Source organism: Marinifilum sp. (assembly GCF_965230805.1).
Taxonomy (GTDB): Bacteria; Bacteroidota; Bacteroidia; order Bacteroidales; family Marinifilaceae; genus Marinifilum.
In genome coordinates this window covers 2,272,443-2,296,133 of record NZ_OZ246019.1, presented here as the reverse complement: position 1 = coordinate 2,296,133, position 23,691 = coordinate 2,272,443, and the positions used below count along the sequence as shown (strand labels likewise).

Sequence of the window (23,691 nt, the reverse complement as noted above, 5' to 3'; positions counted from 1 at the left end):
CTGTAGTACGGCATAAATAAACTATTCCACTCTCATAATAAATGCTAACACGTAGTAAGGAACTGTATGCACGTGCGACCCATCAGAGGAAATTGTATGCTTATGAGCATTCATGTTTGAGCTTGACCTACCTGTATAGCCGGTATAAGATGTAGAAGCAGCCTCTGTTGAGAAATTATAGTCCCTTGTATTGTTCATTGTTCTTCTGCTTCCTTTGCCCGATCCACCAGGATTACTCTCATCGGTGGTTGAAGAATATCTGGCTCCTTTCTTTGCCGGAATTTTATGGGTATGAGCCATATTATGCCTATGTTCCGGTAAATCGCTTGAAGTTAGTTTGTACCCTCCGGTATTTCCTGTATGATTATGACCACCAGAAGTAGATGTTTGCCCGGCATTAGTAACAATTCCTCCAGAATTACCAACATTAAAACCTGATTTTCCGGCATAACTTCCCACAATAAACCTACCTCTTAAATCAGGTGTTACTTTTCCATTTACCGTTTGTCCGTTACACAAGGCCCAACCGTTAGGAACAGTGGTTCCGTTCCACATAATAATTCCACCAACTGGTATTTGCCCTGCATTCCAATTGTCTTTTTCGCTTTGGCTTACAAATTGTTTATCGGTTGTGGTGCTAATCATATTGGCCGAATGATTGGCTGGGTGCACATATTTGTTGGCTCCTGTAGCAACTCCATCGAGTTTTGATTTATAGGCACTGGTAAAATCATTGCTCGACAATGCTTTACCCGACACTTTATTTACTTTGTTATTCCAAGTATTTCTTTCCGAATCGCTAATAAAGCGGTGGCTTGCATCTTGAATAATCATATTGGCCGAATGATTGGCTGGATGCACATATTGATTTGCTCCTGCTGCAATCCCATCCAGTTTCGATTTATGTGTGCTGGTAAAATCGTTAGTAGATAAGCCTTTACCCGATACTTTATCTACCTTGTTGTTCCAAGTGTTTCTTTCAGAATCGCTAATAAATCGATGTGTTGCATCTTGGGTAATCATGCTTGCCGAATGACTGCCTGGATGCACATATTTATTTGCTCCGGCAGCAATTCCATCCAATTTCGATTTGTAGGCAGCGGTAAAATCCTTACTCGACAATGTTTTACCCGATACTTTGTCAACCTTATTGTTCCATTTTGTTTTATCGGTATCGCTAACAAAACGGTGGCTTGCATCTTGCGTGATCATACTTGCAGAATGGTTGGTAGGATGCACATATTTATTTGCTCCGGCCGCAATTCCATCCAGTTTCGATTTATAGGCAGCGGTAAAATCCTTACTCGACAATGCTTTGCCCGATACTTTGTCAACCTTATTGTTCCATTTTGTTTTATCGGTATCGGTAATAAAACGGTGGCTTGCATCTTGCATGATCATACTTGCAGAATGACTGGAAGGATGCACATACTTATTTGCTCCTACTGAGATTCCATCCAGTTTCGATTTATATGCAGTTGTAAAATCGTTAGTCGACAGTGCTTTGCCCAATACTTTATCAACTTTATTGTTCCAATTTGAGATATCAGAATCTTTTACAAACCTATTTTCAGTGTTGGTTGATATTTCTGCTGGCAAATGAATATGATTTTGAGTAGCGTACCTCTCTGTAATGTTTGTTCCATCGTGTTTTACGATATCGATACCTGCAACCTGAAGAGATTGAGTAAATTTTGCAGTGTTTGATTGTAAATCATTTGCAGTAAGATTAGCATTTGTGCTGATATCCCCAGTAGTATTTACACCCCCGGAACCAACAAATTCGGCAGTGCTGTTTACAACTTCACTGGCGCCTATTTGTATCGACTGATTGGCTGATACATATTTTGCATTCACAGTTCCATTAGGAGCTGCAATTGCTGTTGTTGTGCTTGCTTTCGAGTTTGCATAGGAACTTACGACTCTTCCTGGCGTATTTACTCCTCCCTGCCCAACATATTGCGAAGTGGCATTAATTACTTCGTTGCTGCCTATCGAGTAAGAATTTGAACTGGAATTTACGACCTCTAAATTTTGTGTGTTAAGTTTATTTATGGATACTGTGTTAGCAGAAAAATCGCCCGAAATCAGAACATTGTTATTATTTCCGATTAACAGCTTATTATCCCCATTAAGCTCCATATCATTCCCAATAAACAGGTTTCCACTTCCCTTATTGCTTTTGCCGCTGCCATGTCCAATAAAAATGTTACCTGTGCCCGATTCGTTGCTAAAAGCAGAGGAGTCTCCTACAAAAATATTCCTCTTGGCATAACTTGTATTGAATGCCGAACGATATCCAATGGCAATATTATTGTTTGTATTTGAACCCGGAATAGAATGAGCAGCCTCATATCCTATAGCTATATTATTAGAACCGGAATTTGAATTTGCAGCCTTATATCCAATGGCAATTGTTGAGTTTTGTTCTCCTAACTCCATAGCAGAATAACCAATTGCCACCGATTTACCACTTGCATTCCGTCCTTGCATGGCCTTGCTTCCAAGTGCTACATTTCGCTCTCCATTGTATTCTCCACTAATTACAGATACAATATCAGGATCTCCAATCGATTCACCAGCCTGGTTACCAATTAAAACATTATCGGATATGCCTTGAGAACTTCTACCAGCAGATTTGCCTAGCAAAACATTTCTATCTCCACCTTTGTATAGTGTATAACCGGCACTATGACCAATAAGCGTATTATCTTCTCCTAAAAACTTTTTATTCTTTTCATGAATCCCAAGAATTACATTTGTTGAGTCTGTTGCATTAAATTCATAGTAAGAGGTCTCAAGGTCATCGTAAATAAATTTGTATGCCTGATTCCATTCTCCATAATCATACAGCTTATTTCCTTCTGCATCAACCGATCCATTTTCCATCTTGTAGCGAAGCCTGGTCCATTGGTCCCCATCCTTCATTTCCGATGTCCAATTCTTAATAATGGTATCAGTAGCATATTGTCTGTCAATTTTATCTGCATCTAAAGCGTTATAAGCCTTACCATTGTACAATACAAAATCCTGGCTTAATTGAATTCCTCCTAACTTTCCGTGTGTTCCTAAAGGCAATTGATAATTGTTAGCATTGTTTTCTATTCCATCTAATTTCGATTTTAATTCATCTGTAAAATTGTTATCGCTTCTTGTGGCTCCATCATCAATATTTAAAAGCTTTTCTTTTAAGGTGTTGGTAAAGTTTTTTTCTGTATAATTCAGTGTATCAAGCTTTACCTTCATTTTATAAACGGTATCTCTTACATCCTGATGGTTTTCCTCAATTGCCATCATCCGGTTTTCTTGCGCAATTCGATCCAGATTATGAACTTCAGCCAAAGAATCAATTTTCTTTCTTAAGCTTAACTTGGCATCAGTAAGAAGAAGTTCTAAATCAGCATCTCCTGTTTCTATTTTTAGTTGTAAACTCTCATTTAAATCACTAATGCTTTTGCGAATTACTTTAGAAGTATCTTGCAGTGCAACTTCCAGGTATTCTAATTTGATTTTAAAATCAGATCGAATTTGTAATGCCGTATCCTGAAGTGCCAATTCTGCTTTATTAATATTAGCATCCAGTCGGATCACTTCATCAGAAAACTTCTTATCCAGATTCGAATTTAAATGTGAAATTGTGTTTCGAATACTATTGGCAGTATCTCGTAAGTTATCATTCTGTTGGTTTATTTCCAGGTTAAAATCAGTTCTTATGTTTTTAGCGGCATCGAGCATTTTATTATTGTTGTCACTCAATAAGTCTTCAATCCGACTAACTTCATCAGATATTTTTTTATCTAAGTTCGAGTTTAAATGTGTAATTGTGTTTCGAATGCTATTGGCAGTATCTAGTAAGTTATTATTCTGTTGGTTTATTTTAAGGTTAAAATCAGTTCTGATGTTTTTAGCAGTATCAAGCATTTTATTATTGTTGTCACTCAATAAGCCTTCAATTCGACCAACTTCATCAGATAATTTTGAATTGGTTGTTTGATTCAATAAAGAAAAGTTTGAACGAAGGGATTTAGCCGTATCTGCAATTTCATTTGTTTTGTTCTGATCAAACTGAATAAAATCATTTTCAACTGCGCTTTGTAAACTTCCAATTTTACTTTCTAAACTGAGATTCTCCTGCTGAATGTATGAACGCAAAGAAATTGTGGAATCCTTCAAAGACTGAACGATTTCATTCTTATTCTGTTTTACTTTATTTGAAAGAGAATTATAATCGTTTTGAAGTGAGGCGTTAAATGTATTCAATGAATTCCTAAAATCCAGTCTAATCTGAGTCGCAGTGTCTGAGTGTTCTGCTCTCATCCTATTTTCCAGATCAATAATCTTTCCACTTAAATTAGTTTCGCTGTTTGATAAAGAATTTTTTAAAATGGTGAACTCATGCGTTCTTTCCTGTCTAAGAATTCTTGCAGTATCTGAAAGCTTGTTGTAAAGAACATTCAATGGAACTTCTGATTTTAATAAATTATTTGCGGAATCATATATCAAACCTTCTCCGACAGAATAATTATAGCAGGCATCAATTAAATATCCGAAGTGTATTGCTCCTGGGGCATTTCCATTTTGAAAATGATTTTTAATTTCCTGTTTCCCCTGAATGCTCTGTGCATTTGCAATTGGAATATTAAGTAATAGAATAAATATTAAATAGTAGATTTTCTTCATATTAACATAAATTAAACTCGTTTTTTTCAAAAAAATTAGTCTTGGATTAAAGTTTTACAATCTTAACCACATCTTTATCATATTTTGAATAAATGATATTCAGGTAGTAATGCCCGGAAAGCAAGCAATCCAGGTTTAATTCAAGCTCCTCATCATTAAGCTGGGAAGTAAAACTTTGTGGTTTTCCGGCTGTATTATATAATACTAAAGTTTTAACATCCTGTTTTTTCTCAGTAGGTAAGTGTACCCAGCAACGTTCTCTAGTTGGATTTGGTGCTGCAATTAACAATTGACTCTCTCCTTTCTCTTCGCATTCCAACTTTATTGGTAATACGAATGGACTTAGTTCAATTTCGGTTTTATTATTGTCATAAGCAGTTACGCTTTCAGCCTGAAATTCAATAGTATATTCACAATTGTTTGCAATAAGGTTATAATGTGTTTCTGGCTTAATAACAAAATTTAATAATATTGGAAGAGTATCAAGTTTCAACGCCTTATTTCTTCCTTTTAAAGTTAGAGAATACAATACAAAAGAACTGTCGACTCTTTGCATTTCGAAATATTCATCATTTGCTAATCCAAGTAAATTTCTATCTGCTGAAATAAATACTGAATCTGCATAAATAGCTTCTGAATCAAAACTTAACTTATATGTAATACCATGTATCCTCTGTAATTCCCTTACATCAGCACCAAGATTTGCAAAATATGAATCAAATTTTTCACTATCTCTTACTTTTAGACTTGCAACTAATGATTTCATCTTAATCGATTGAGTTTTACCAACAGAAACGATCATACAACAAAGCATAAAAATTAATGTTGTTCTTATTACAGTATTCATAGGTTAGTTATTGACATTGTATTTTTATTGGTATATAATTTATTTTTCTTGATTAACGTCAAACATACAAAAAAAATAAATTAATCATCAATCTATATGTAGAAATAATTATATTCTATTTTATTTACTCATTTGTAATTATCTGCATCTTAATTATATTAGAATTAATATCAAAAACAGATTCTAATACCAATAGCCCTTCTGAATCACCCCCACCACAAGCTTCAATATATCTAAATTTCAAATCATTATCCTTTAATTGCTTGTTGTTTACATACAATCCAATCATAGGCTAAAAAACAGAAGCGATTGATTGCCAAATAATTAGTTTTCCAAATAACGATTTTCTCTTTTTATGTTCCTTAACCAGCTCCCGCACATTACGTCTCAATTCCACTATCATGATCCCCTGATTACTTGAAAGACCCAGATCATGATCCAGTTTTCCGCTTGATCCCAATCTAAAGCAATTTCCTTACTGTAGTGCATAAAAAAAGATCCTTTCGAATATCTTCGAAAGGATCTTTTTGTACCCAGGGCCGGGATCGAACCGGCACGGGTTGCCCCACTGGTGTTTGAGACCAGCGCGTCTACCAATTCCGCCACCTGGGCATTGCTTTTGAATGCGATGCAAATGTAGATAATTGTTTGATTCTCGCAAAACAAAATCTACATTTTTTCGAAAAAAATACTTAAAAAATCTCAGTGGAATAAAGAGAATATCCTACATGCACTGAGATTCATATTTTTACACCCAAGTATAGATTTTGCTTCGGGTGGTGTTTTTATAAAAAATTATTGAGGCATGGTATACTCCAATCCTGCCCCCGGTCCTAATGGAAGGCCTAAAAAGATCCATGCCATTAATAGAATTACCCAAACCACAAAGAATACCACCGAATAAGGCAACATAGTGGCTATAATGGTTCCAATGCCAGAATTCTTTTCGTATTTCTGAAAGTAAGCTATGATTAATGCAAAGAAACTCATCATTGGAGATATTACATTGGTAACACTATCCCCTATTCTGTATACTACTTGCGAAAGTTCAGGGGAGTAGCCCATCAACATAAACATCGGGATAAAAATGGGTGCCATAATCGCCCATTTGGCCGAAGCCGATCCCATAAGCATATTAATGATTGCCGATAGCATTACAAATAATATCATCAGCGGAATCATACCTATTTCGGCAGCCATTAAAGCTCCGGCTCCTTTAATTGCCATCACTACACCCAAGTTCGACCATTTAAAATAGGCAACAAACTGAGCCGCAAAAAATACCAAAACATAGTAGCTAGCCAGAGTTTGCATCGATTTAGCCATACCATCCATGATATCTGCATCGTTTTTAAAAACCTTGGCTCCAAATCCGTAGGCAATACCACAACCTCCGGCTCCCAACAACAATATGGCAACAACACCCTTAAGCAATGGCGAAGTTAAAAAACCACCATCAGTTCCTCTAAGGAATCCATTTTCAGGGATTAATCCCCAAAGGGCAACGGCTATTAAGAAAAGAGCTACATACAAGGCCCAACGCAGTCCTCTTCGCTCCAAAGCTGTTAACTTGTGAATTTCCTCTTTGTGCTCGCTTGCATCTTTGTAAACGCCAAGTCGTGGTTCTATTACTTTATCGGTAACCAAAGTCCCTACAAAAGCAATTACAAAGGTAGATACTACCATAAAGTAATAGTTAGCGGTAGGATTTACACTTACCGTTGGATCAACAATACGTGCTGCCTCCTCAGAAAGACCGGCCAACAAAGGATCTATGGTTCCTAAAATCAAGTTGGCCGAAAACCCACCCGATACACCGGCAAAAGCTGCCGCCATACCTGCAATAGGATGTCGGTCTACTGCAACGAAAATCACCCCGGCAAGTGGAATCAGGAGAACATATCCTACATCCGAAGCAGTATTTGATAAAATCCCAGATAAAACCAATACAAAAGTCAGCATCTTTTTTGGAGCCGATAGCACCAATTTGCGGATGAGTGTGGCAATTAAACCACTGCTTTCGGCAATACCAATTCCCAACATGGCCACCATAACAATTCCCAAAGGCGCAAAACCGGTAAAGTTATCAACCATTTCGATCAGCATGCGATGCAAACCTTCTACTGAAATAAGGTTCACCACTTCGATGGTTTCTTTTGTTCCAGGATGTACAGCTTTCCAATGAAAAAGGGAGGCTAATCCGGATAATAATACTGCCATTAAGGCAAAAATTGCAAATAAGGTAGCAGGATGCGGTAAGGCATTTCCAAACTTCTCGGTTAGATTCAAAAATCTATCGGTCCAACTTCTTTTTTTCTTTACTGAAATATTCATTCTAAATGGGTAGTTTTAAAGTGTAATCTTCAAAACAAGTGAAAAAAGAGCTATACTGCAAGAAGATTTGCAAAGCTTTAAGATCAGGATTTTCTATCTTAGTATAAAGATTATTGATTTGAAATAAACTGCAAGCCCATTTAAATTTGATTCAAAATCAAAATTATCGCAAAAACAAAACTTAACTGATATGCCAAACTTAACTACAAGCTATTTAGGACTTGATTTAAAAAATCCAATCATTGTTGCCAGTTCCGGTTTAACCGATTCTATTGAAAAATTAGTTGAATTAGAAGCCAATGGAGCAGGTGCAATTGTTCTTAAATCTCTTTTCGAGGAAGAAATTATTTTGGAAATGGAAGAGCAAATGCATGCCATGACCAGTCGTCCGTACATCTATCCCGAAACCTTTGATTATATGGAGGAAGATCCGCACGAGGATATTCTAAGGAAATATCTCAGATTGATTGAGGAAGCCAAAGCTGCCGTTTCCATTCCGGTAATTGCAAGTATCAACTGTGTTAGTGCTCAGAAATGGACTTACTTTTCGCGCGAAATTGAAAAAGCTGGTGCCGATGCATTGGAAATTAACCTGTTTGTATTGCCAACCGACCTGAACAGATCGGGTGAAGAAAACGAACAAATCTATTTTGATGTTCTTAAAACCGTGAAAGATCAGGTTGCAATTCCTGTAGCACTAAAAATTAGTCCTTACCACTCTAATCTTGCTAAGCTTATTCAGAAATTAAACGATATGGATGCTGATGGAGTGGTAATGTTCAACCGTTTCTACAGTCCTGACATTGACATACACAATTTAAGTGTTACCAGCGGACAAGTGCTATCGCACTCCGATGATTACAAAAATTCGTTAAGATGGATTGGCATTATGTCGGAACGTGTTAACTGCTCATTGGCAGGAACCACGGGGATTCATACATCCGAAAGCATTATCAAACACATTTTGGCCGGTGCTGATGCCGTTCAGCTGGCTTCGGTAATTTACAAGCATGGCCCCGAATATATCGATATCCTTTTAAAAGAAATTTACTCGTGGATGGAAGATCACGAGTTTGAAAATATTCGTGACTTTAAAGGGAAAATGAGCCAATCGAACTCTAATGATCCTGCGGCTTACCAAAGAGTTCAATTCATGAAACACTTTAGGAATTTTATTATGCATTAACATCTTTTATCAGAATACAGTAAGCCCGAATCAAGCATTGGTTCGGGTTTTTTATTGCAAAAAAAAGGCCTAATGCATAAGAAGAAAGCTATAAAGCTGCCCTTCTCAAAATTCTGGAAAGAACCTCATCCTCCTCTGATAATAAAATTGATAAAAATCATTACAATTTAAATTGGCTTTTACTAAATTGTATACTTCTCGTTATAAAAATTGCTTATCACAATTAAATCATAATTATATGGAAATTATAAAATCACACGAACTCGAAAAGAATTTTGGAATAGAGGAAACGCTAAAACGATTGGGCATATCGGATGTCAATGCCGGAGTATCAACCGGAACCGAATGGTTCGATTGCAAAGGTGCTGTTACCGAATCCTACTCGCCAATCGACGGATCGTTAATTGCAAAAGTTAAAAATGCCGATAAGAACGACTACGAAAAAGTGCTGGTAAAAGCCCAGGAAGCCTTTAAAGTATGGCGCAAAATGCCTGCGCCAAAGCGTGGCGAAATTGTGCGCCAAATTGGTAATGCCTTGCGCGATGCCAAAGAGGATCTGGGAAAATTGGTAACACTCGAAATGGGAAAAATCTATCAGGAAGGACTGGGCGAAGTTCAGGAGATGATCGACATTTGCGACTTTGCAGTGGGGCAGTCGAGAATGCTTTACGGATTTACTATGCATTCCGAAAGGCCAGACCATAAAATGATGGATCAGTATCATCCGCTTGGTTTGGTTGGGGTTATTTCTGCTTTTAATTTTCCGGTTGCAGTTTGGGCATGGAATGCCATGATAGCCGCTGTTTGCGGCGATGTGGTAATTTGGAAACCAAGCTCGAAAGTGCCTCTCTGCGCCATTGCCTGTCACAACATCATTCAAAAGGTATTAAAAGACAATGATGTTCCCGAAGGTGTTTTCAATCTGGTTGTAGCCAAATCATCGGTAATGGGAGATAATTTTATTGAGGACAAGCGCGTTCCTTTAATTTCTGTAACCGGATCGACTGCTATCGGGAAAAGAGTTGCCGAAAAAGTGGGTGCACGTTTGGGCAGAACCATTGCCGAATTGGGAGGTAATAACGCAATTATTGTAGCTCCATCAGCCGATTTGGATATGGCCATTCCCGGCATTGTTTTTGGGTCGGTAGGAACGGCAGGACAGCGTTGTACCTCTACCCGCCGTTTGATTATTCACGAAAGCATTTACCATGATGTAAAAAACCGATTGCTAAATGCATACAAACAGGTTGAAAAGAAAATTGGTAATCCGCTTGACGAAAATACTTTGGTGGGGCCGGTAATTGATGATGGAGCTGTTGATGTATACCAAACGGCCATTGCTGAGGTGAAGAAAGCAGGTGGTACAATTGTATTTGGCGATAAAGTTTTAGGAGGAAACTATGTATTGCCAACTTTTTGCGAGGTAGAAAATCATTGGCAAATTGTTCAGGATGAATCGTTCGTACCTGTGCTGTATATCATGAAATACAAAACTCTTGACGAGGCCATTGAACTGCACAACAGTGTTCCACAGGGTTTGTCCTCATCCATATTTACCTTGAACATGAGAGAAGCTCAAACCTTTATTTCTGCGGTTGGCAGCGATTGTGGTATTGCCAATGTAAACATCGGAACATCGGGTGCTGAAATTGGCGGTGCCTTTGGTGGCGAAAAAGAAACTGGTGGCGGTCGCGAATCGGGTTCTGATTCCTGGAAAACTTACATGAGAAGACAAACCAACACTTTAAATTTTGGTGCCGATTTACCATTGGCACAGGGAATCAAGTTTGATTTGTAGATTGTATCGGAATACATGCATTCGTAGCTTGGCTAAACTGAGCTCTGTTTATAGCATGAGTTCAACTAATAATAACGTGAGTTCGGGTTCTTCCTCTTCGGGGAACGAATCGGAACATGATAGAAAAGGAATCTCATTTTGGGGAAGGCATTTTTTTTTCAGAACTACCTTCCCCAAGTTGGGGAAGCCTTCTTTTTTTTGAAGCAAGCTTTCCCAAGTTGGGAATCGCCCCTTTTTTTTAAAATGTGTTTTCCCAAGTTGGGAAAGGCTCCTTTTTTTTTAAAATCACTTTCCCAAGCTGGGAAAGCTATGTTTTTTTCAATTCAAGCTTTCCCAGCTTGGGGAAGGACTTTTTATTTTGGTTTTGAACTTTCCCAAGTTGGGGAAAGGCAGAGGGGAGCGATTTTAAAACAAAATGCCAGCATTTACCGCATTTTTTTGTACCCAGAGCTTTATTTCGAATGAAACAAAAAAAGGACCACCCATAAAGGGTAGCCCTGAATTTAAATTGATGTAAACACTCTGCTCACACAGAGCAATATAAAGTTACGACTTTATTTGTACAAGGGTTTCTTTTTGTTTCTGATGGGCTCGCTCCAAGAACATTCGTCCCACTTTTTCTTCTTGTTCTTGCAGCCAAACAGGAAGTTAAATCCGAAACGAACATTGGCAAGTTGTGCACCATTTGGTTTTATTGCTGCAATTACATTATCGGTTACGGTATAAAACTGCAAAGGCCCCAGTTTTGCAGCCAAACCAAAGCCAATGTTTGTATAAGAATTATTCAATACCGAATAGCTTAAGCTTGTGCTTAGGTTTCTTAAAAATCTGGCATTAGCCGATAAAGTAAGCGAAGACTGAACTTTACCATTAAAAATTTCGGTACGACTTAAGGCTCCAACATTCATTTTTTTATGAATTTGATGTGTTCCTCCCAAGTAAATTTTGGTTGGTAAAGCTACCGCATAAGATCCCACCAAATCCGAAACCCTAAATTCATCTTCAATATCATCAACCAAATCATCAAAAACATCTTCTATTTCTCTGTAATTCGGATCGTTTGAGTTCCCAGACTGTGACCAATCTGCACCATTGTAAGTGAATGATCCATCCTGAACAAATTCGTAGCCGTTAGATTTCCAGTTGATGGCTCCGATATCCAAAACACTTGCATAAAGGGTGGTTTTTTCGTCCATTTGATAGCTCATTCCTAAATCAACAGCAAAACCTTTGTTATCCGTATTCAGGAAGAAATCTTCATCAAAATCATCACCATCAAAATTAATATCGTCGATAAATCCATTGGCATCGTAGCTAATTTGGTTGATCGGTATTGAGGCTCTTAATCGATGCTTCGAATTTAGGATTACCTCATCGCCGCTTAAGGATGTATAAACCGACATATCCGATTCGTTCATGTGCAGATTAGCGATTCCAAACAACATTTTCCCTTTTACACCCACTGTCCACTTGTCGTTGATTTTTTTGGAAACGCCCAATGCAATTTCATGATAAGCATTGGCATCTACACCCAAACCACCCCAATTGGCAGTTCTGCCTCTGTAATCGTAGTTCCCATCTTTCAAAAAGGAAATCATTTCTTTGTCGAAAGAAAAGCGGGAATCTTCTTTTTCGATTACATCCAATGTAAAATAGTAATCTTTGGCACGAACGCCCACTGCCAAAAGAGTCAATTCGAACTGTTGCGAAACAAAATTTGTAGTTTTTAATGCATCGTGAAAGCGATTTACGTTCACCACCAGTGAATCGCTCCTGATGCCTGTTCCATCGGTAATTACATCATCATATGCAAAGCTGCTGTTGCTATAATTAAAGTAGATCGAACTTAAAGCCGGAAATCCCACAAATACTTTACATTCGGGTTGAATTGCCGGATTCAGCTGGTTCGATTGAGGAACATTCTTCATCAAATATAAGGTATTGTTCACTTTTTGAGCAATACCATTAAATGTCAGGATTACAAGAAGCAATCCTGTTAGAGATATTTTAGTTAATAATCTGGTCATTGTAGGATGTTTTAAAGTGCTTGTTTAGTTACTTAAATCGAGTTGGGCTTGAACCGAGATGGTAAATTTCAACTGGTAATCGCCTTTTAATTTAACCGGGAATCCTCCATTTTCGGTACTTACAAGTGCATTGATAATGATATTTTCGGTGAAATCGAGATTGGCAATTTGTGATTGAGTAAGCTTTATTTCGTGCGATACCTCTTTGATTGAATTGGGATCTACCTCACCAATCATTGGACCAGAAGTGTATACCAAAGCTGCATCAATAATTTCATTGTCTTTTATTTCGTCAATCACATTGTAATTGGCATCGGTAAGTAGGATGCTCGCAATGCTTGCATCAAGAGGGTAACCATTTTCGGCTGTAACCACAATTGCAGCATTCATTACTTTATCAGCATCATCAATGTCAACATCGTCAATTGTATCCTGCAGGCTAAGATTTGTTGCTGTAAATTCAAGTGGGATTTCGATTTCGATGTCTGCATCAATTCTTGAACTGCTGCTTAGAATGTTTGGTTTGGTAGGAATATCAACAGGATCAGGATTTAAGTTTACATTACCAAAATAATCCAATCGATTGGATGGAGGTAAAGCCATTAAATTTACAATATTTGAATTGCTCTTGTCGTAAGTAAGCTTATTATTAAGTACATCAATTGTATTGGGATTGCCAGCAGAAAAATTGCTTGGATAACCGGGTTGAAGAGCCTGTGGATTTAAGTTTGCAGATCTGCCACTTGAATTGTAGCCGGTAATGTTTGCTCCAATTTCGAAAGGAACACCAACCGAATTGCGCAAGTACAAGTGAATTTTAGGATTTGTAAATCGATATTCTCCATCTACATCATCCCACAAATCAACACCTAAATCAATACTTCCCGTTCCGATATTGATGGTCTGTTGGCCAAAATCGCCCGCTGCAGTTATAAAATCAATATTCTGTACATTTAAATTGACTCCAAGATTTCCAAGGCCATTAATGATATGGCTGGCATTATCATGAATTGATACGGAGAAATTAATATCTAATTCGTTGCTGGCTGAATATGGTGTTTTGAAAGCAGCCGTAGCTCCGCTTAGGTTGATGGTCTCTAATTGATTGCTCGTAAATGCCGGAAGGTTAAACGTTCTGGTAACCATGCTTCCCCCTTCCATTAAACTCGGAAACGTAACGGTTAAATCCAGATCTGTATTCAACGGATTAGAAAGTGTAAACTCGAGATTTGCATTAAATTGCAATTCAGAAAGGATGATGTTATTGCCTCCTGCATCAATTGAAATAACCTGTGAAAAATTCATAGGGTTTGGGATTGAAGCATACGGAATACCCGGAAAACTTCCTAAAAAGATGCTTATATTTTGGTTTAACTGATTTGGAAAATCCAATACATCATCTACCGAATAAGTGAAAATATCATTTTCGCGATGTTTGATCACCAAATTTCCATTTTCGTTAAAGATGGTTTGATCATTAATATCTAGTTCGTGCTCGTTTAAAAGATACCAAAGCGAGTAGGTTCCGTATCCTACCGGAGCAATCATGTTAGGCGTCCATTCTACTTTATCAGATAATCGATCCATGTCATAATCGTCGGAATCGAAGCATGATTGGGCGGTAATGGCCAGTACTCCACATAGCAATAGTGGAATCAGAAATCGTGATTTAAATATCATAGTAATACAATTAAATAGACAATAATAGTTTTGAACCGTACTCAACAGCTTTCACCCTAGCTGTAATGCTACAGTTTTAATCGAAATCAAAAAAACAAATAATCATGTAAACAAATACTTATATTACATGAATTACCTGTTATTATTGACAAACGGGTTAGTGTACGGAATAGTTTAATAAGAAGTTTCGGCTATCCCCAACATACAGATTAAATGATTTATCTCCTGGCTTAGCAAAGCCTATCGAGAATTCTGTATTTCCTTTTAAAGGGAAACCGGAGTGATTGTTCCCTTTAAGATCAATCAGGTAAATTTTATTTTCGTTCTCAACACAAATGCCTATTTCGATTTTTCTGCGCGAGAACTTGTAAACATTAGGCCTGTAGCTAATTCCTGAATCAAATTTTTTCTCAAGTTTTTGATTCCCATTGCTATCAAAAATTTTAAGAAAGTTGTAATCGGCAAACAGGTATTCGTTTCTTCCATCTGCATTCATATCGGATGCTACAAAAAAATGTGCTTCGGAAAGTTGTGTGAATGATTTTGTTTCTACTTTTCCATTGAAATAGATGTAATGGATGTTTCCATTGGTATCGCTGGCAAGCATTCTGTTGTGCTGCTTTTCAAGGTAAAATGGGTTTTTCTCTGATTTTGAGAATTGTTTTTTTAGTTTCACTCTTTCAGCTCCTCGCCTGTTTAAGATATAAATACGGTATTTATCGGCATATACAATGTAGTCTTTTCCTCCTACCCTAAAATGCTGTACCTCGCAAGTAATAGGATTTTCTGCTCTTTTGGCATGCCAACCTGTTATAATTTTACCCTCTTTAGAGTATGCATAAATGCGCTGATCCTTACAAGGAATAAAAATGCGGTAGTTCTTGTTTTTGTCGTAATCGAAAATGGAGATTCCTCTGGTCGCTTCGGCTTTTAAACGAATCGGATAATTTTTAACGTAGTTGCCGTTTCTGTCGATTAAATGCAAATGCTTTCTGGTGGCAAAAAGGTATTGAAGTTTATTATTTTTAAAAAAATCAATTTGCTCAACCTTTCCAACAATCTGAGAATCCAAAGTTTTTTTCCACAGGATACGACCCGATGGATTTACCAGGTAGATCTGCTTGTTAATATCCTGAACAAAGATTTCATTCTCTTTGGTGTAATGGTTTTTTACCAAATAAGGCTTGTGTCGGAAGCAAGTATCAAGTCTTGACTCCCAGTCGGTTTGTGGAGCCATTTCCAAAACCGGATCATACTCAATAAACAAATTGTTGTATATCAGGTTGCGATTCGAGCTTAGCTGCAAGCCAACAGCCTGAAATTTATTCACGCTTTCCTTATGATTTTGAATTACCGATTGAAGCTCGGTATTAAGAAAGCTGGCAATAAAACGGTTGGCCTTTGGTGTTGAGGTATAAAGAAAGAAGTTGGCCTTGTTGGATAAAAACTCTTTGTTCTCTTGGTAATTTTGGTTGCTATCAAGTGTTTTGCCAAGAACCGATTCTTTTATAAACTCTGACAAAGCATTGATGCTAGGCCCCATTACCATATAGTTGTTTATAAAGGTAAAATATGCCGATGAGGCATCCGTAAAAAAGCTGCCGAATAGTTTCTCAGGCAAACGATCGTCGGGCAAACGGTAGATCTCGAACAAGGTTTCAGAATCCAACTGATAGGTTCTTTTGTAATAGGACAAAGTTCTTTTCTTCTTTTTGGCATAGTTTATAATTGGTTTTAACATCTTATCCTTAGCAATACTGGCACTTTTGGTGCGAACTACCGTAAACCTTTTGTCTGCATTTCCTTCTGCAAAAGCCAAGCCTATTTCCTTGTAAATAATCGAGAAAAAAATCTCCTCAAAATCTTCACCTGTTTTCTTTTTAAGATTGTTAATGTCTTTTTGATAATCAGAAAGTTTGCCCATCTGATCTAAAAACTTACGGTATTTTCCTTTGTGAAGCAGGGGATCATCCATTCCCAAAACAGCCAAAACACCAATATTCGCCGGAAGAACAGATTCCATTTCCATTTTTACAGGTTCTTGTTGCAAAAACAAGTTCATTAGGTTTCCCTGATTTGGATCGCTGTATGTAAATCCATTCATCAGGATAATTCTGTTTCTAAAACTCAAGTCGAGCTCGGTCCAATTTCCAATATTCGTGTAGTTGCGAATAAACTTGCTGAATTTTTGATTTAATGAAAATGAAACTTGCTTTGGGAATGTTTTTAGGTTCAGAAAGATATTGGCATCAACATTTTTTCCAATGGTTCTTTTTATTTGCTCGAATCCTTTTGATTTAGAGATCGAATTATCGGTACTCAATTGTCTTACCGAGCTTTCAAGTAAAAGCATCGATCTGCTGGCAAGAAACAAACCTTTCGAAAAGGCAAAATGAATTTCATTATTATTTGCAAAAGGAATAGTATAAAGGCTAGTGTTTTGGTAGTTGCGCTCGCCTAAAGTCAAATCAGGGCCAATCCAGTTCGACACGGCGGTTCTTAGTTTCTTTTCTTCCAAGTAATCTAAAATGGGTAGAATATACAGGTACTCAATATCATTCTTGCCTTGCAGATGACTTGCCAATGTAAAGGATCTATCAAGCGAAAATTGGTGATCCAAATCGATATTGCTCGCTAAACTATCTATAAATTGCAGGTTGTTATTGATTTTTGCAAGCGCATCGAAATTGCTTAGCTCTTGCCAGGCTCCTGTATTGTTATCAAGCTTTTGAATGAGCTGTTCCAAACTTTCGAACTGAACAATTAATTCTGAGTTAACGGGAATGGCGGAAAAAGGATCAACTCCTTTGTATTCCTTTTGTTTTTGAAGATACAGATAGCTTAAAACAATAATTGTTAATAACAAAACAATGAAAAAAGAGATCAGAATTTTTCTTAGCATAGTTTATGGATTGCAAAGTACAGTGTTGCTCCAAAAATAAGAATTTATGCAACGTTAAAAAATGATGTGACTGGCTTTTATCTGTAGAGTTTTAACTCTCAAGACTTAAATTATCAGGAAAATTTGCTTTTTGTCCGGTACAATATGATACCAGCATTGGTATAAAACCAGCATGATTAAAATAGGTCTCGATAGCTTGATTCTTTACTCTATCAATTAAAACATCAAATGATTGAAATAGAAATTTCAATTGGTATAATTCTTTTATCTTTGTCACTCAAAATAAAAGAATATGGCATTTTTAAAGTTTATCATTGTTGCTGTCGGCATTTATTATTTGCTAAAACTGATCATTCGTGCAATGTTCCCGTTTTTGGTGAAGAAGACTTTTGACAAAATGCAAAATGAGGCTAAAAGACAGCAGCAAGCGCAAGAAAAAAAAGAAGGTGAAGTTACTATCGATAAATCCACTGATAAAAAAAACAATCCCAACAAAAAGGACATTGGCGATTATGTGGATTTCGAGGAAGTAGATTAAATTCAGCCTTTCGCTATTTGCTTTTGGCAATTAGCCAACTAAATCGGTTACGATTACATCTCATCAAATTTATTATCAAAAAGACTCAAAATTAATTGAATATAATGCTTTCGAATCGTATTTTTGCCTTTCAAATTGTAATAATAAGTATATTAAGCATTTCAGTTCTATGTAATGCTTTTTCATTTTAAAGGCTAACAACCAACTGCTAATAGCTAAACGAAAATAATAATCTCAAAATATAAAATTTATGGCTCAGGAAGATGTTTTCAAAAAACTGGTTGCCCATTGTAAGGAGTACGGATTTGTATTTCAATCTTCAGAAATTTACGATGGATTAAGTGCTGTTTACGATTACGCACAATTGGGTGTTGAATTGAAAAACAACATCAAAAAATACTGGTGGGATTCTATGGTAAAATTGCACGAAAATGTTGTAGGTATCGATTCTGCTATTTTTATGCACCCAACCATTTGGAAAGCTTCGGGCCACGTTGATGCTTTTAACGATCCGTTGATTGACAACAAAGACTCAAAGAAACGTTACCGTGCTGATGTTTTAATCGAGGATTTGATGGCTAAGTATGAAGCCAAAATGGATAAAGAAGTTGCCAAAGCAAAGAAAAAATTTGGTGAATCTTTCGATGAAGAACAATTTAGAGCAACCAACCCTCGTGTAAAAGCAAACCAGGAAAAAATGGATGCTATTCACAAGCGTTTTGTTGATGCTTTGGATAAGAATGATCTGGAAGAGTTAAAGCAAATCATTATCGATAACGAGATTGCTTGTCCAATTTCAGGAACTAAAAATTGGACCGATGTTCGTCAGTTCAATTTGATGTTCTCTACCGAAATGGGATCAACTTCTGATGGAAGTAGTAAAATTTATCTTCGTCCGGAAACTGCACAGGGTATTTTTGTAAACTACTTGAACGTACAGAAAACCGGTCGTATGAAAATTCCTTTTGGAATTGCTCAGATTGGTAAAGCATTCCGTAACGAGATTGTAGCGCGTCAGTTCATTTTCCGTATGCGTGAATTTGAGCAAATGGAACTTCAGTTCTTTGTTCGTCCAGGAGAAGAAATGAAATGGTTCGAAAAATGGAAAGAAACTCGTATGAGCTGGCATAAAGCTCTTGGTTTTGCTGATGACAAATACCGTTTCCATGATCATGATAAGTTGGCTCATTACGCTAACGCTGCAACTGATGTTGAATTTAAATTCCCATTCGGATTTAAAGAGGTTGAAGGTATTCACTCTCGTACAGACTTCGATTTAAGTCAGCACCAGGAATTCTCAGGAAAGAAAATTCAGTATTTCGATCCAGAATTGAACAAGAGCTACGTTCCTTATGTAGTTGAGACTTCGATTGGAGTTGATCGTATGTTCCTTCAGATTATGTCGGAAGCATATGCAGAAGAGAAAATCGAAAAAGAAGATGGTAAAACTGACGAAAGAGTTGTTCTAAGATTACCAGCTGCTTTAGCTCCAATCAAATTAGCAGTAATGCCATTAACCAAAAAAGATGGTCTTCCTGATAAAGCTCGTGCAATTATCGATGATATAAAATTCGACTTTAATTGCCAGTATGATGAAAAAGATTCTATTGGTAAGCGTTACCGTCGTCAGGATGCTATAGGTACTCCTTTCTGTGTAACAGTTGATCACCAATCGTTGGAAGACAATACCGTTACCATTCGTCATCGCGACAGCATGGAACAGGAACGTATTGAGATTTCAAAACTAGCTGAAATCTTAGATTCACATGTTAGCATGAAAGCTTTATTCAAGAAATTGAAATAAGCAGATCAATCATATTCAAAAGCCATTCTCAAACGGGAATGGCTTTTGTTGTATAATCGTGTCATCCTAACCTTCTCCTTGAGGAGAAGGAACAAGAACTGCAAAAATATTATTTTTCAGCTTGAGGATCACACTATAAGTGAGGCTCTCGATACAATAAGCCACTCATAGTCATACCCTGACACTTACAGCTTGCTTAAAGTCAGAGCATGACAAATCGACTTTGGATAAGGTATTTTCAATTTCACTATCTTTAAGCTTAGCTTTTAAATCCCTTAAACTATGCCAAAGCTCAAATTCGCCGCCATTCAGATCGACAATTGCGATGCAAAATCTGTAGCAGATAGAGATGCCAACCTTCATCGTGCCAAAGGAATCATAGATCAGCTCGAAGCTGTTGACCTCATTGTTCTGCCAGAGCTTTTCACCTGTGGATATTCACGAGAAACATTTAATGAGCTTACCCATTTAGCAGAAGAGGTGGATGGAGCTGGTTTTCGATTCTTCTCAAAAATTGCAAAAGAAAAGAATTGCTATATCTGTTATGGGTTTCCACATAAGAAAAATGAGAATTACTACATCTCGCAAGCCGTTATCAATCCAAATGGAGAAATAGCATGCATTTACAGCAAGCAACACATGGCTCAATTTGGCAACTCTATGGAAAAGGAATATTTCCAAAGAGGAGACCAAACGGTAAGTTTTGAAATTAATGGACTTAAAATAGGTATGATTATTTGTTACGATATGCGATTTCCTGAATTAACAAGAAGTCTGGCATTTGATCACAATATTGATTTCCTTCTTCATCCGGTTGCCTTTTACAAGGATAATAGTTTCCCAAGTTGGCATCATTTTGTCATTACCCGGGCATTGGAAAACCAAATCTACATGTTGAGTTTAAATCGAGCTGGCGATGAATATGGCAAGTCTATATTCTGTCCGCCCTGGATTGACTACAACACCTCTCCCACCATCCTTAAAGAAAAAGAGGAAGTAATGATAGCTGAAATAGATACAGATGTTATTGATACAATCCGTGAAGAATACCAATTTAGAAAAGACCGAAAAGAGGATTACAAGTGATCTGTTCTTCATCTTAACCTACAATTTTAAGCACTTAAGACATATATTAAGTGAAGCACTGGGCAATTTTGTTCTGTGCTTTTTGTATTTTAGAGCCTGAATTTTAAAATTACGAATGAATCACTGCGAATTACAAATCTCGTATGTTCTGCTCGTAATTTGTAACTCGTAATTTGTAATTAAATGGATATAAAATCGATAGTTAAGTCAGCATTACCCCATCTGGTATCAATACTGGTATTTTTAATTGTAGCATTTATGTATTTCCAACCTGCACTGGAGGGAAAACAATTCAAAAAAGGCGATTCGATTCATGCCTGGGGTGCTAAAAAAGAGATTATTGATTTCCGTGAGAAAACCGGTGAAGATGCCTTGTGGACCAACTCCATGTTTGGAGGAATGCCATCCTATCAAATTAATGTTGATTACCAGGCAAAAGACATGTATACCTTTAAGCAGATGATGGAGCTTTACACTCCCGATCCTGTGAAGTTTCTAATGTTGTACATGATTGGCTTTTACATTCTGCTCATTAGTTTACGAGTAAATCCATGGCTATCCATAGCCGGATCGATTGCCTATGCATTCTCCACCTATTTCATCATTATCATTGGGGCAGGTCACTTGTGGAAAGTAAACGCTTTGGCCTTTATCCCTCCTGCATTGGGTGGAATCCTCATGGTTTTGAGAGGAAGATATCTGTGGGGTGGCATTATTGCGACTTTCTTCCTGATCATGGAATTGTATTCCAATCACATTCAGATGACTTATTATTTCATGTTAACGGTTGTCTGTATCCTGATATTTGAATTCTATCACCAGCTGAAAGAAAAGAATTTGAAGCATTTCTTTAAGGCTATGGGAGTACTTGCCATAGCATCAATTATAGCTTTAGGTGTGAACTTTACCAACCTGATTAGCTCATATGAATACAGTAAATCAACCATTCGTGGTAAATCTGAATTGAGCCTGGGCAATCAAGACAATCAAACTACCGGTGTTGATAAAGATTATGGTACCATGTGGAGCTATGGCATTCAAGAGACTTTGAGTTTATTGATTCCAAATGCCAAAGGTGGCGGTGGATCCCCACAGGAAGGAATCCAAGTGCTAAACTATGTGAATGGAGGTCAAATTAAATCTGTTGCTGATTATTACAATATGGAACAGGTTAAAAACCACCATTATTGGGGAAATCAAATCTTCACTGTAGGACCAGTTTATATTGGTGCTTTTATATTGTTTCTATTCATTTTAGGATTATTTATTGTTGCTGGACGCTTAAAATGGGGATTATTAACAGCCACAATTTTAGCAATTATGCTTTCATGGGGACATAACTTCCCTGCTCTGTCGCATTTTTTCTTCGATTATGTACCTCTTTACAACAAGTTTAGAGCCGTTTCTTCAATCCTCATCATTGTTGAGCTTTGCGTTCCACTTCTTGCAATATTAGCACTCAAAAAGATCATCGAAGAACCTGAGATTCTGAAAAAGAAAGTTAATATCTCATCATTCAAGCTTAATGTGTTAGTTCTGCCATTTGCTTTAACTGGTGGTGTTGCAATTCTTCTGTATCTAATTCCAACTTTTGGATTGGATTTCCTAAGTGATGTTGAGAAAAACTATTTTACCCAAATCAGTGCTTCCAATCCAAATGCAGTTTCTTTTATTACTAAGATTCAGAATGATTTGATGGATGCTAGAATCGACATGTTTAGAGCTGATGCACTTCGAACAATTCTATTCATTGTTGTTGGTATTGCTTTAATTTGGGCATTCTCAAAAGACTACCTAAAAGCAAAATTCTTTATTCCAGCGCTTATCATTTTAATTATAGCTGATCTTTACCCGGTAAACAAGCGATTTACCAACAACGATGCGTTTGTAGAAAAGAAAGAATTAAAGTTGGCCTATATGCCTAATATGGCAGATTATCAGATCTTGCAAAACGAGCTAAAGAACAATCCTGAACTAAAAGCCATTGCCGATCAGGCACTAAAAGAATATACCAGAAAGAACAGAAAAGCCAGCGATTACGAAAAGGTAGCAGCACAAATTTGGGCCGTAACTTACAACACCAACTACAGGGTGTTTGAGCAAATCGGAGGTCCTTTTCAGAACGCACGTCCTTCCTACTTCCACAAATCAATTGGAGGGTACCATGGAGCGAAGCTTCGTCGTATTCAGGAATTGTACGAATATCATATCGACAAAGGCAATATGAAAGCCTTAGACATGCTGAATGCTAAATACATTATTAGTCAGGGTGAGAAAGGTGCTCAGCTAAGCATTAATCCTAATGCTTTGGGAAATGCCTGGTTTGTTGATTCGTATAAACTTGTTCAGGATGCAAACGAGGAGATCATGCTTTTAAATGGATTCGATCCTGCCAAAGAGGCCATTGTTGATCAACGTTTTAAAGATCAGCTTAGCGGATTAAATATTGTAGCTGATTCTGTCGCCAATATCAGCATGACAGCATATTCGCCAAATCAAATTAGCTACGAATACGAGGCACAAACAGATCAACTGGCAGTTTTCTCTGAAGTGTATTACCAACCAGGTTGGAATGCCTATATCGATGGCAAGCCCGCAAAACATTTTAGAGCAAACTATGTATTGCGTGCCATGAAATTACCAGCAGGAAATCACAAGGTGGAATTTAAATTTGAACCTAAGGGATATATCATTGGAGAGAAAATATCTCTTGGAAGTATGATTCTTTTCTTTCTTGCTGCATTGGGTGCAATTGTTTATGGTATCAAATTCTATAAAAAAGAAAATGTCTAGCGGATACAATAAAACA

The 23,691-nt window shown here is 37.2% G+C and carries 14 protein-coding genes and 1 tRNA gene; 7 read left to right on the top strand and 8 right to left on the bottom strand.

Features of this window, described 5'->3' with window-relative positions; genetic code table 11:
- Nucleotides 1-21 precede the first annotated feature (21 nt).
- The 4 genes from ACO05S_RS09190 to ACO05S_RS09175 form a co-directional block, all read right to left on the bottom strand.
- Nucleotides 22-4,680 carry a tail fiber protein gene (locus ACO05S_RS09190; RefSeq protein ID WP_421921216.1) on the bottom strand — a complete coding sequence of 1,553 codons (4,659 nt, stop codon included), beginning with the start codon at nucleotides 4,678-4,680 and terminating at the stop codon, nucleotides 22-24.
- A 46-nt stretch (nucleotides 4,681-4,726) separates the two neighbouring features.
- A complete protein-coding gene (locus ACO05S_RS09185) occupies nucleotides 4,727-5,446 on the bottom strand; it encodes a T9SS type A sorting domain-containing protein (RefSeq protein ID WP_421921215.1) in 720 nt (239 codons plus the stop codon).
- A gap of 611 nt (nucleotides 5,447-6,057) precedes the next feature.
- Nucleotides 6,058-6,139 (bottom strand) — tRNA-Leu (locus tag ACO05S_RS09180).
- Between the two features lie 183 nt (nucleotides 6,140-6,322).
- Nucleotides 6,323-7,861, bottom strand: a complete 1,539-nt coding sequence (locus ACO05S_RS09175) for an AbgT family transporter (protein WP_421921214.1) — start codon at nucleotides 7,859-7,861, stop codon at nucleotides 6,323-6,325.
- Between the two features lie 190 nt (nucleotides 7,862-8,051).
- Between ACO05S_RS09175 and ACO05S_RS09170 the strand changes: the two genes are divergently transcribed.
- The 3 genes from ACO05S_RS09170 to ACO05S_RS09160 all read left to right on the top strand — a co-directional run bounded on the left by ACO05S_RS09170 (nucleotide 8,052) and on the right by ACO05S_RS09160 (nucleotide 11,310).
- Complete coding sequence (locus ACO05S_RS09170) at nucleotides 8,052-9,047, top strand: dihydroorotate dehydrogenase-like protein (RefSeq protein WP_421921213.1); 996 nt, start codon at nucleotides 8,052-8,054, stop codon at nucleotides 9,045-9,047.
- Nucleotides 9,048-9,285: 238 nt separating this feature from the next.
- Nucleotides 9,286-10,845 carry an aldehyde dehydrogenase family protein gene (locus ACO05S_RS09165; protein WP_421921212.1) on the top strand — a complete coding sequence of 520 codons (1,560 nt, stop codon included), beginning with the start codon at nucleotides 9,286-9,288 and terminating at the stop codon, nucleotides 10,843-10,845.
- Nucleotides 10,846-10,983: 138 nt separating this feature from the next.
- Complete coding sequence (locus ACO05S_RS09160) at nucleotides 10,984-11,310, top strand: hypothetical protein (RefSeq protein WP_421921211.1); 327 nt, start codon at nucleotides 10,984-10,986, stop codon at nucleotides 11,308-11,310.
- Nucleotides 11,311-11,399: 89 nt separating this feature from the next.
- Here ACO05S_RS09160 and ACO05S_RS09155 read toward each other — a convergent pair whose 3' ends face one another.
- From ACO05S_RS09155 to ACO05S_RS09140, 4 genes are all read right to left on the bottom strand, one after another.
- The gene (locus ACO05S_RS09155; protein WP_421921210.1) at nucleotides 11,400-12,872 is read right to left on the bottom strand and encodes a DUF5723 family protein; all 1,473 of its coding nucleotides are present in this window, start codon (nucleotides 12,870-12,872) and stop codon (nucleotides 11,400-11,402) included.
- Between the two features lie 24 nt (nucleotides 12,873-12,896).
- A complete protein-coding gene (locus tag ACO05S_RS09150; RefSeq protein ID WP_421921209.1) occupies nucleotides 12,897-14,552 on the bottom strand; it encodes a hypothetical protein in 1,656 nt (551 codons plus the stop codon).
- 157 nt (nucleotides 14,553-14,709) lie between these two features.
- Nucleotides 14,710-17,454, bottom strand: coding sequence for a hypothetical protein (locus tag ACO05S_RS09145; RefSeq protein ID WP_421921208.1), 2,745 nt, complete (start codon nucleotides 17,452-17,454; stop codon nucleotides 14,710-14,712).
- Nucleotides 17,455-17,545: 91 nt separating this feature from the next.
- On the bottom strand, nucleotides 17,546-17,704 hold the full coding sequence (locus ACO05S_RS09140; protein ID WP_421921207.1) for a hypothetical protein: 159 nt from the start codon (nucleotides 17,702-17,704) through the stop codon (nucleotides 17,546-17,548).
- A gap of 42 nt (nucleotides 17,705-17,746) precedes the next feature.
- On the opposite strand from ACO05S_RS09140, the gene ACO05S_RS09135 reads away from it, so the two are divergent.
- The 4 genes from ACO05S_RS09135 (at nucleotide 17,747) to ACO05S_RS09120 (ending at nucleotide 23,675) form a co-directional block, all read left to right on the top strand.
- Nucleotides 17,747-17,992, top strand: coding sequence for a DUF4834 family protein (locus tag ACO05S_RS09135; protein ID WP_421921206.1), 246 nt, complete (start codon nucleotides 17,747-17,749; stop codon nucleotides 17,990-17,992).
- A gap of 250 nt (nucleotides 17,993-18,242) precedes the next feature.
- Nucleotides 18,243-19,796 carry a glycine--tRNA ligase gene (locus tag ACO05S_RS09130; RefSeq protein WP_421921205.1) on the top strand — a complete coding sequence of 518 codons (1,554 nt, stop codon included), beginning with the start codon at nucleotides 18,243-18,245 and terminating at the stop codon, nucleotides 19,794-19,796.
- Nucleotides 19,797-20,078: 282 nt separating this feature from the next.
- Nucleotides 20,079-20,882, top strand: coding sequence for a carbon-nitrogen hydrolase family protein (locus ACO05S_RS09125; protein WP_421921204.1), 804 nt, complete (start codon nucleotides 20,079-20,081; stop codon nucleotides 20,880-20,882).
- A 183-nt stretch (nucleotides 20,883-21,065) separates the two neighbouring features.
- Entirely contained in the window at nucleotides 21,066-23,675 is a 2,610-nt protein-coding gene (locus tag ACO05S_RS09120) for a YfhO family protein (protein ID WP_421921203.1), read from the top strand.
- The last annotated feature ends 16 nt before the right edge of the window (nucleotides 23,676-23,691 follow it).

Excerpts from the sequence above, each read along its gene's own strand:
- ACO05S_RS09190 (WP_421921216.1), bottom strand. The coding sequence starts at position 4,680 with ATGAAGAAAATCTACTATTTAATATTTATTCTATTACTTAATATTCCA.
- ACO05S_RS09185 (WP_421921215.1), bottom strand. The coding sequence starts at position 5,446 with ATGAAATCATTAGTTGCAAGTCTAAAAGTAAGAGATAGTGAAAAATTT.
- ACO05S_RS09175 (WP_421921214.1), bottom strand. The coding sequence starts at position 7,861 with ATGAATATTTCAGTAAAGAAAAAAAGAAGTTGGACCGATAGATTTTTG.
- ACO05S_RS09170 (WP_421921213.1), top strand. The coding sequence starts at position 8,052 with ATGCCAAACTTAACTACAAGCTATTTAGGACTTGATTTAAAAAATCCA.
- ACO05S_RS09165 (WP_421921212.1), top strand. The coding sequence starts at position 9,286 with ATGGAAATTATAAAATCACACGAACTCGAAAAGAATTTTGGAATAGAG.
- ACO05S_RS09155 (WP_421921210.1), bottom strand. The coding sequence starts at position 12,872 with ATGACCAGATTATTAACTAAAATATCTCTAACAGGATTGCTTCTTGTA.
- ACO05S_RS09150 (WP_421921209.1), bottom strand. The coding sequence starts at position 14,552 with ATGATATTTAAATCACGATTTCTGATTCCACTATTGCTATGTGGAGTA.
- ACO05S_RS09145 (WP_421921208.1), bottom strand. The coding sequence starts at position 17,454 with ATGCTAAGAAAAATTCTGATCTCTTTTTTCATTGTTTTGTTATTAACA.
- ACO05S_RS09135 (WP_421921206.1), top strand. The coding sequence starts at position 17,747 with ATGGCATTTTTAAAGTTTATCATTGTTGCTGTCGGCATTTATTATTTG.
- ACO05S_RS09130 (WP_421921205.1), top strand. The coding sequence starts at position 18,243 with ATGGCTCAGGAAGATGTTTTCAAAAAACTGGTTGCCCATTGTAAGGAG.
- ACO05S_RS09125 (WP_421921204.1), top strand. The coding sequence starts at position 20,079 with ATGCCAAAGCTCAAATTCGCCGCCATTCAGATCGACAATTGCGATGCA.
- ACO05S_RS09120 (WP_421921203.1), top strand. The coding sequence starts at position 21,066 with ATGGATATAAAATCGATAGTTAAGTCAGCATTACCCCATCTGGTATCA.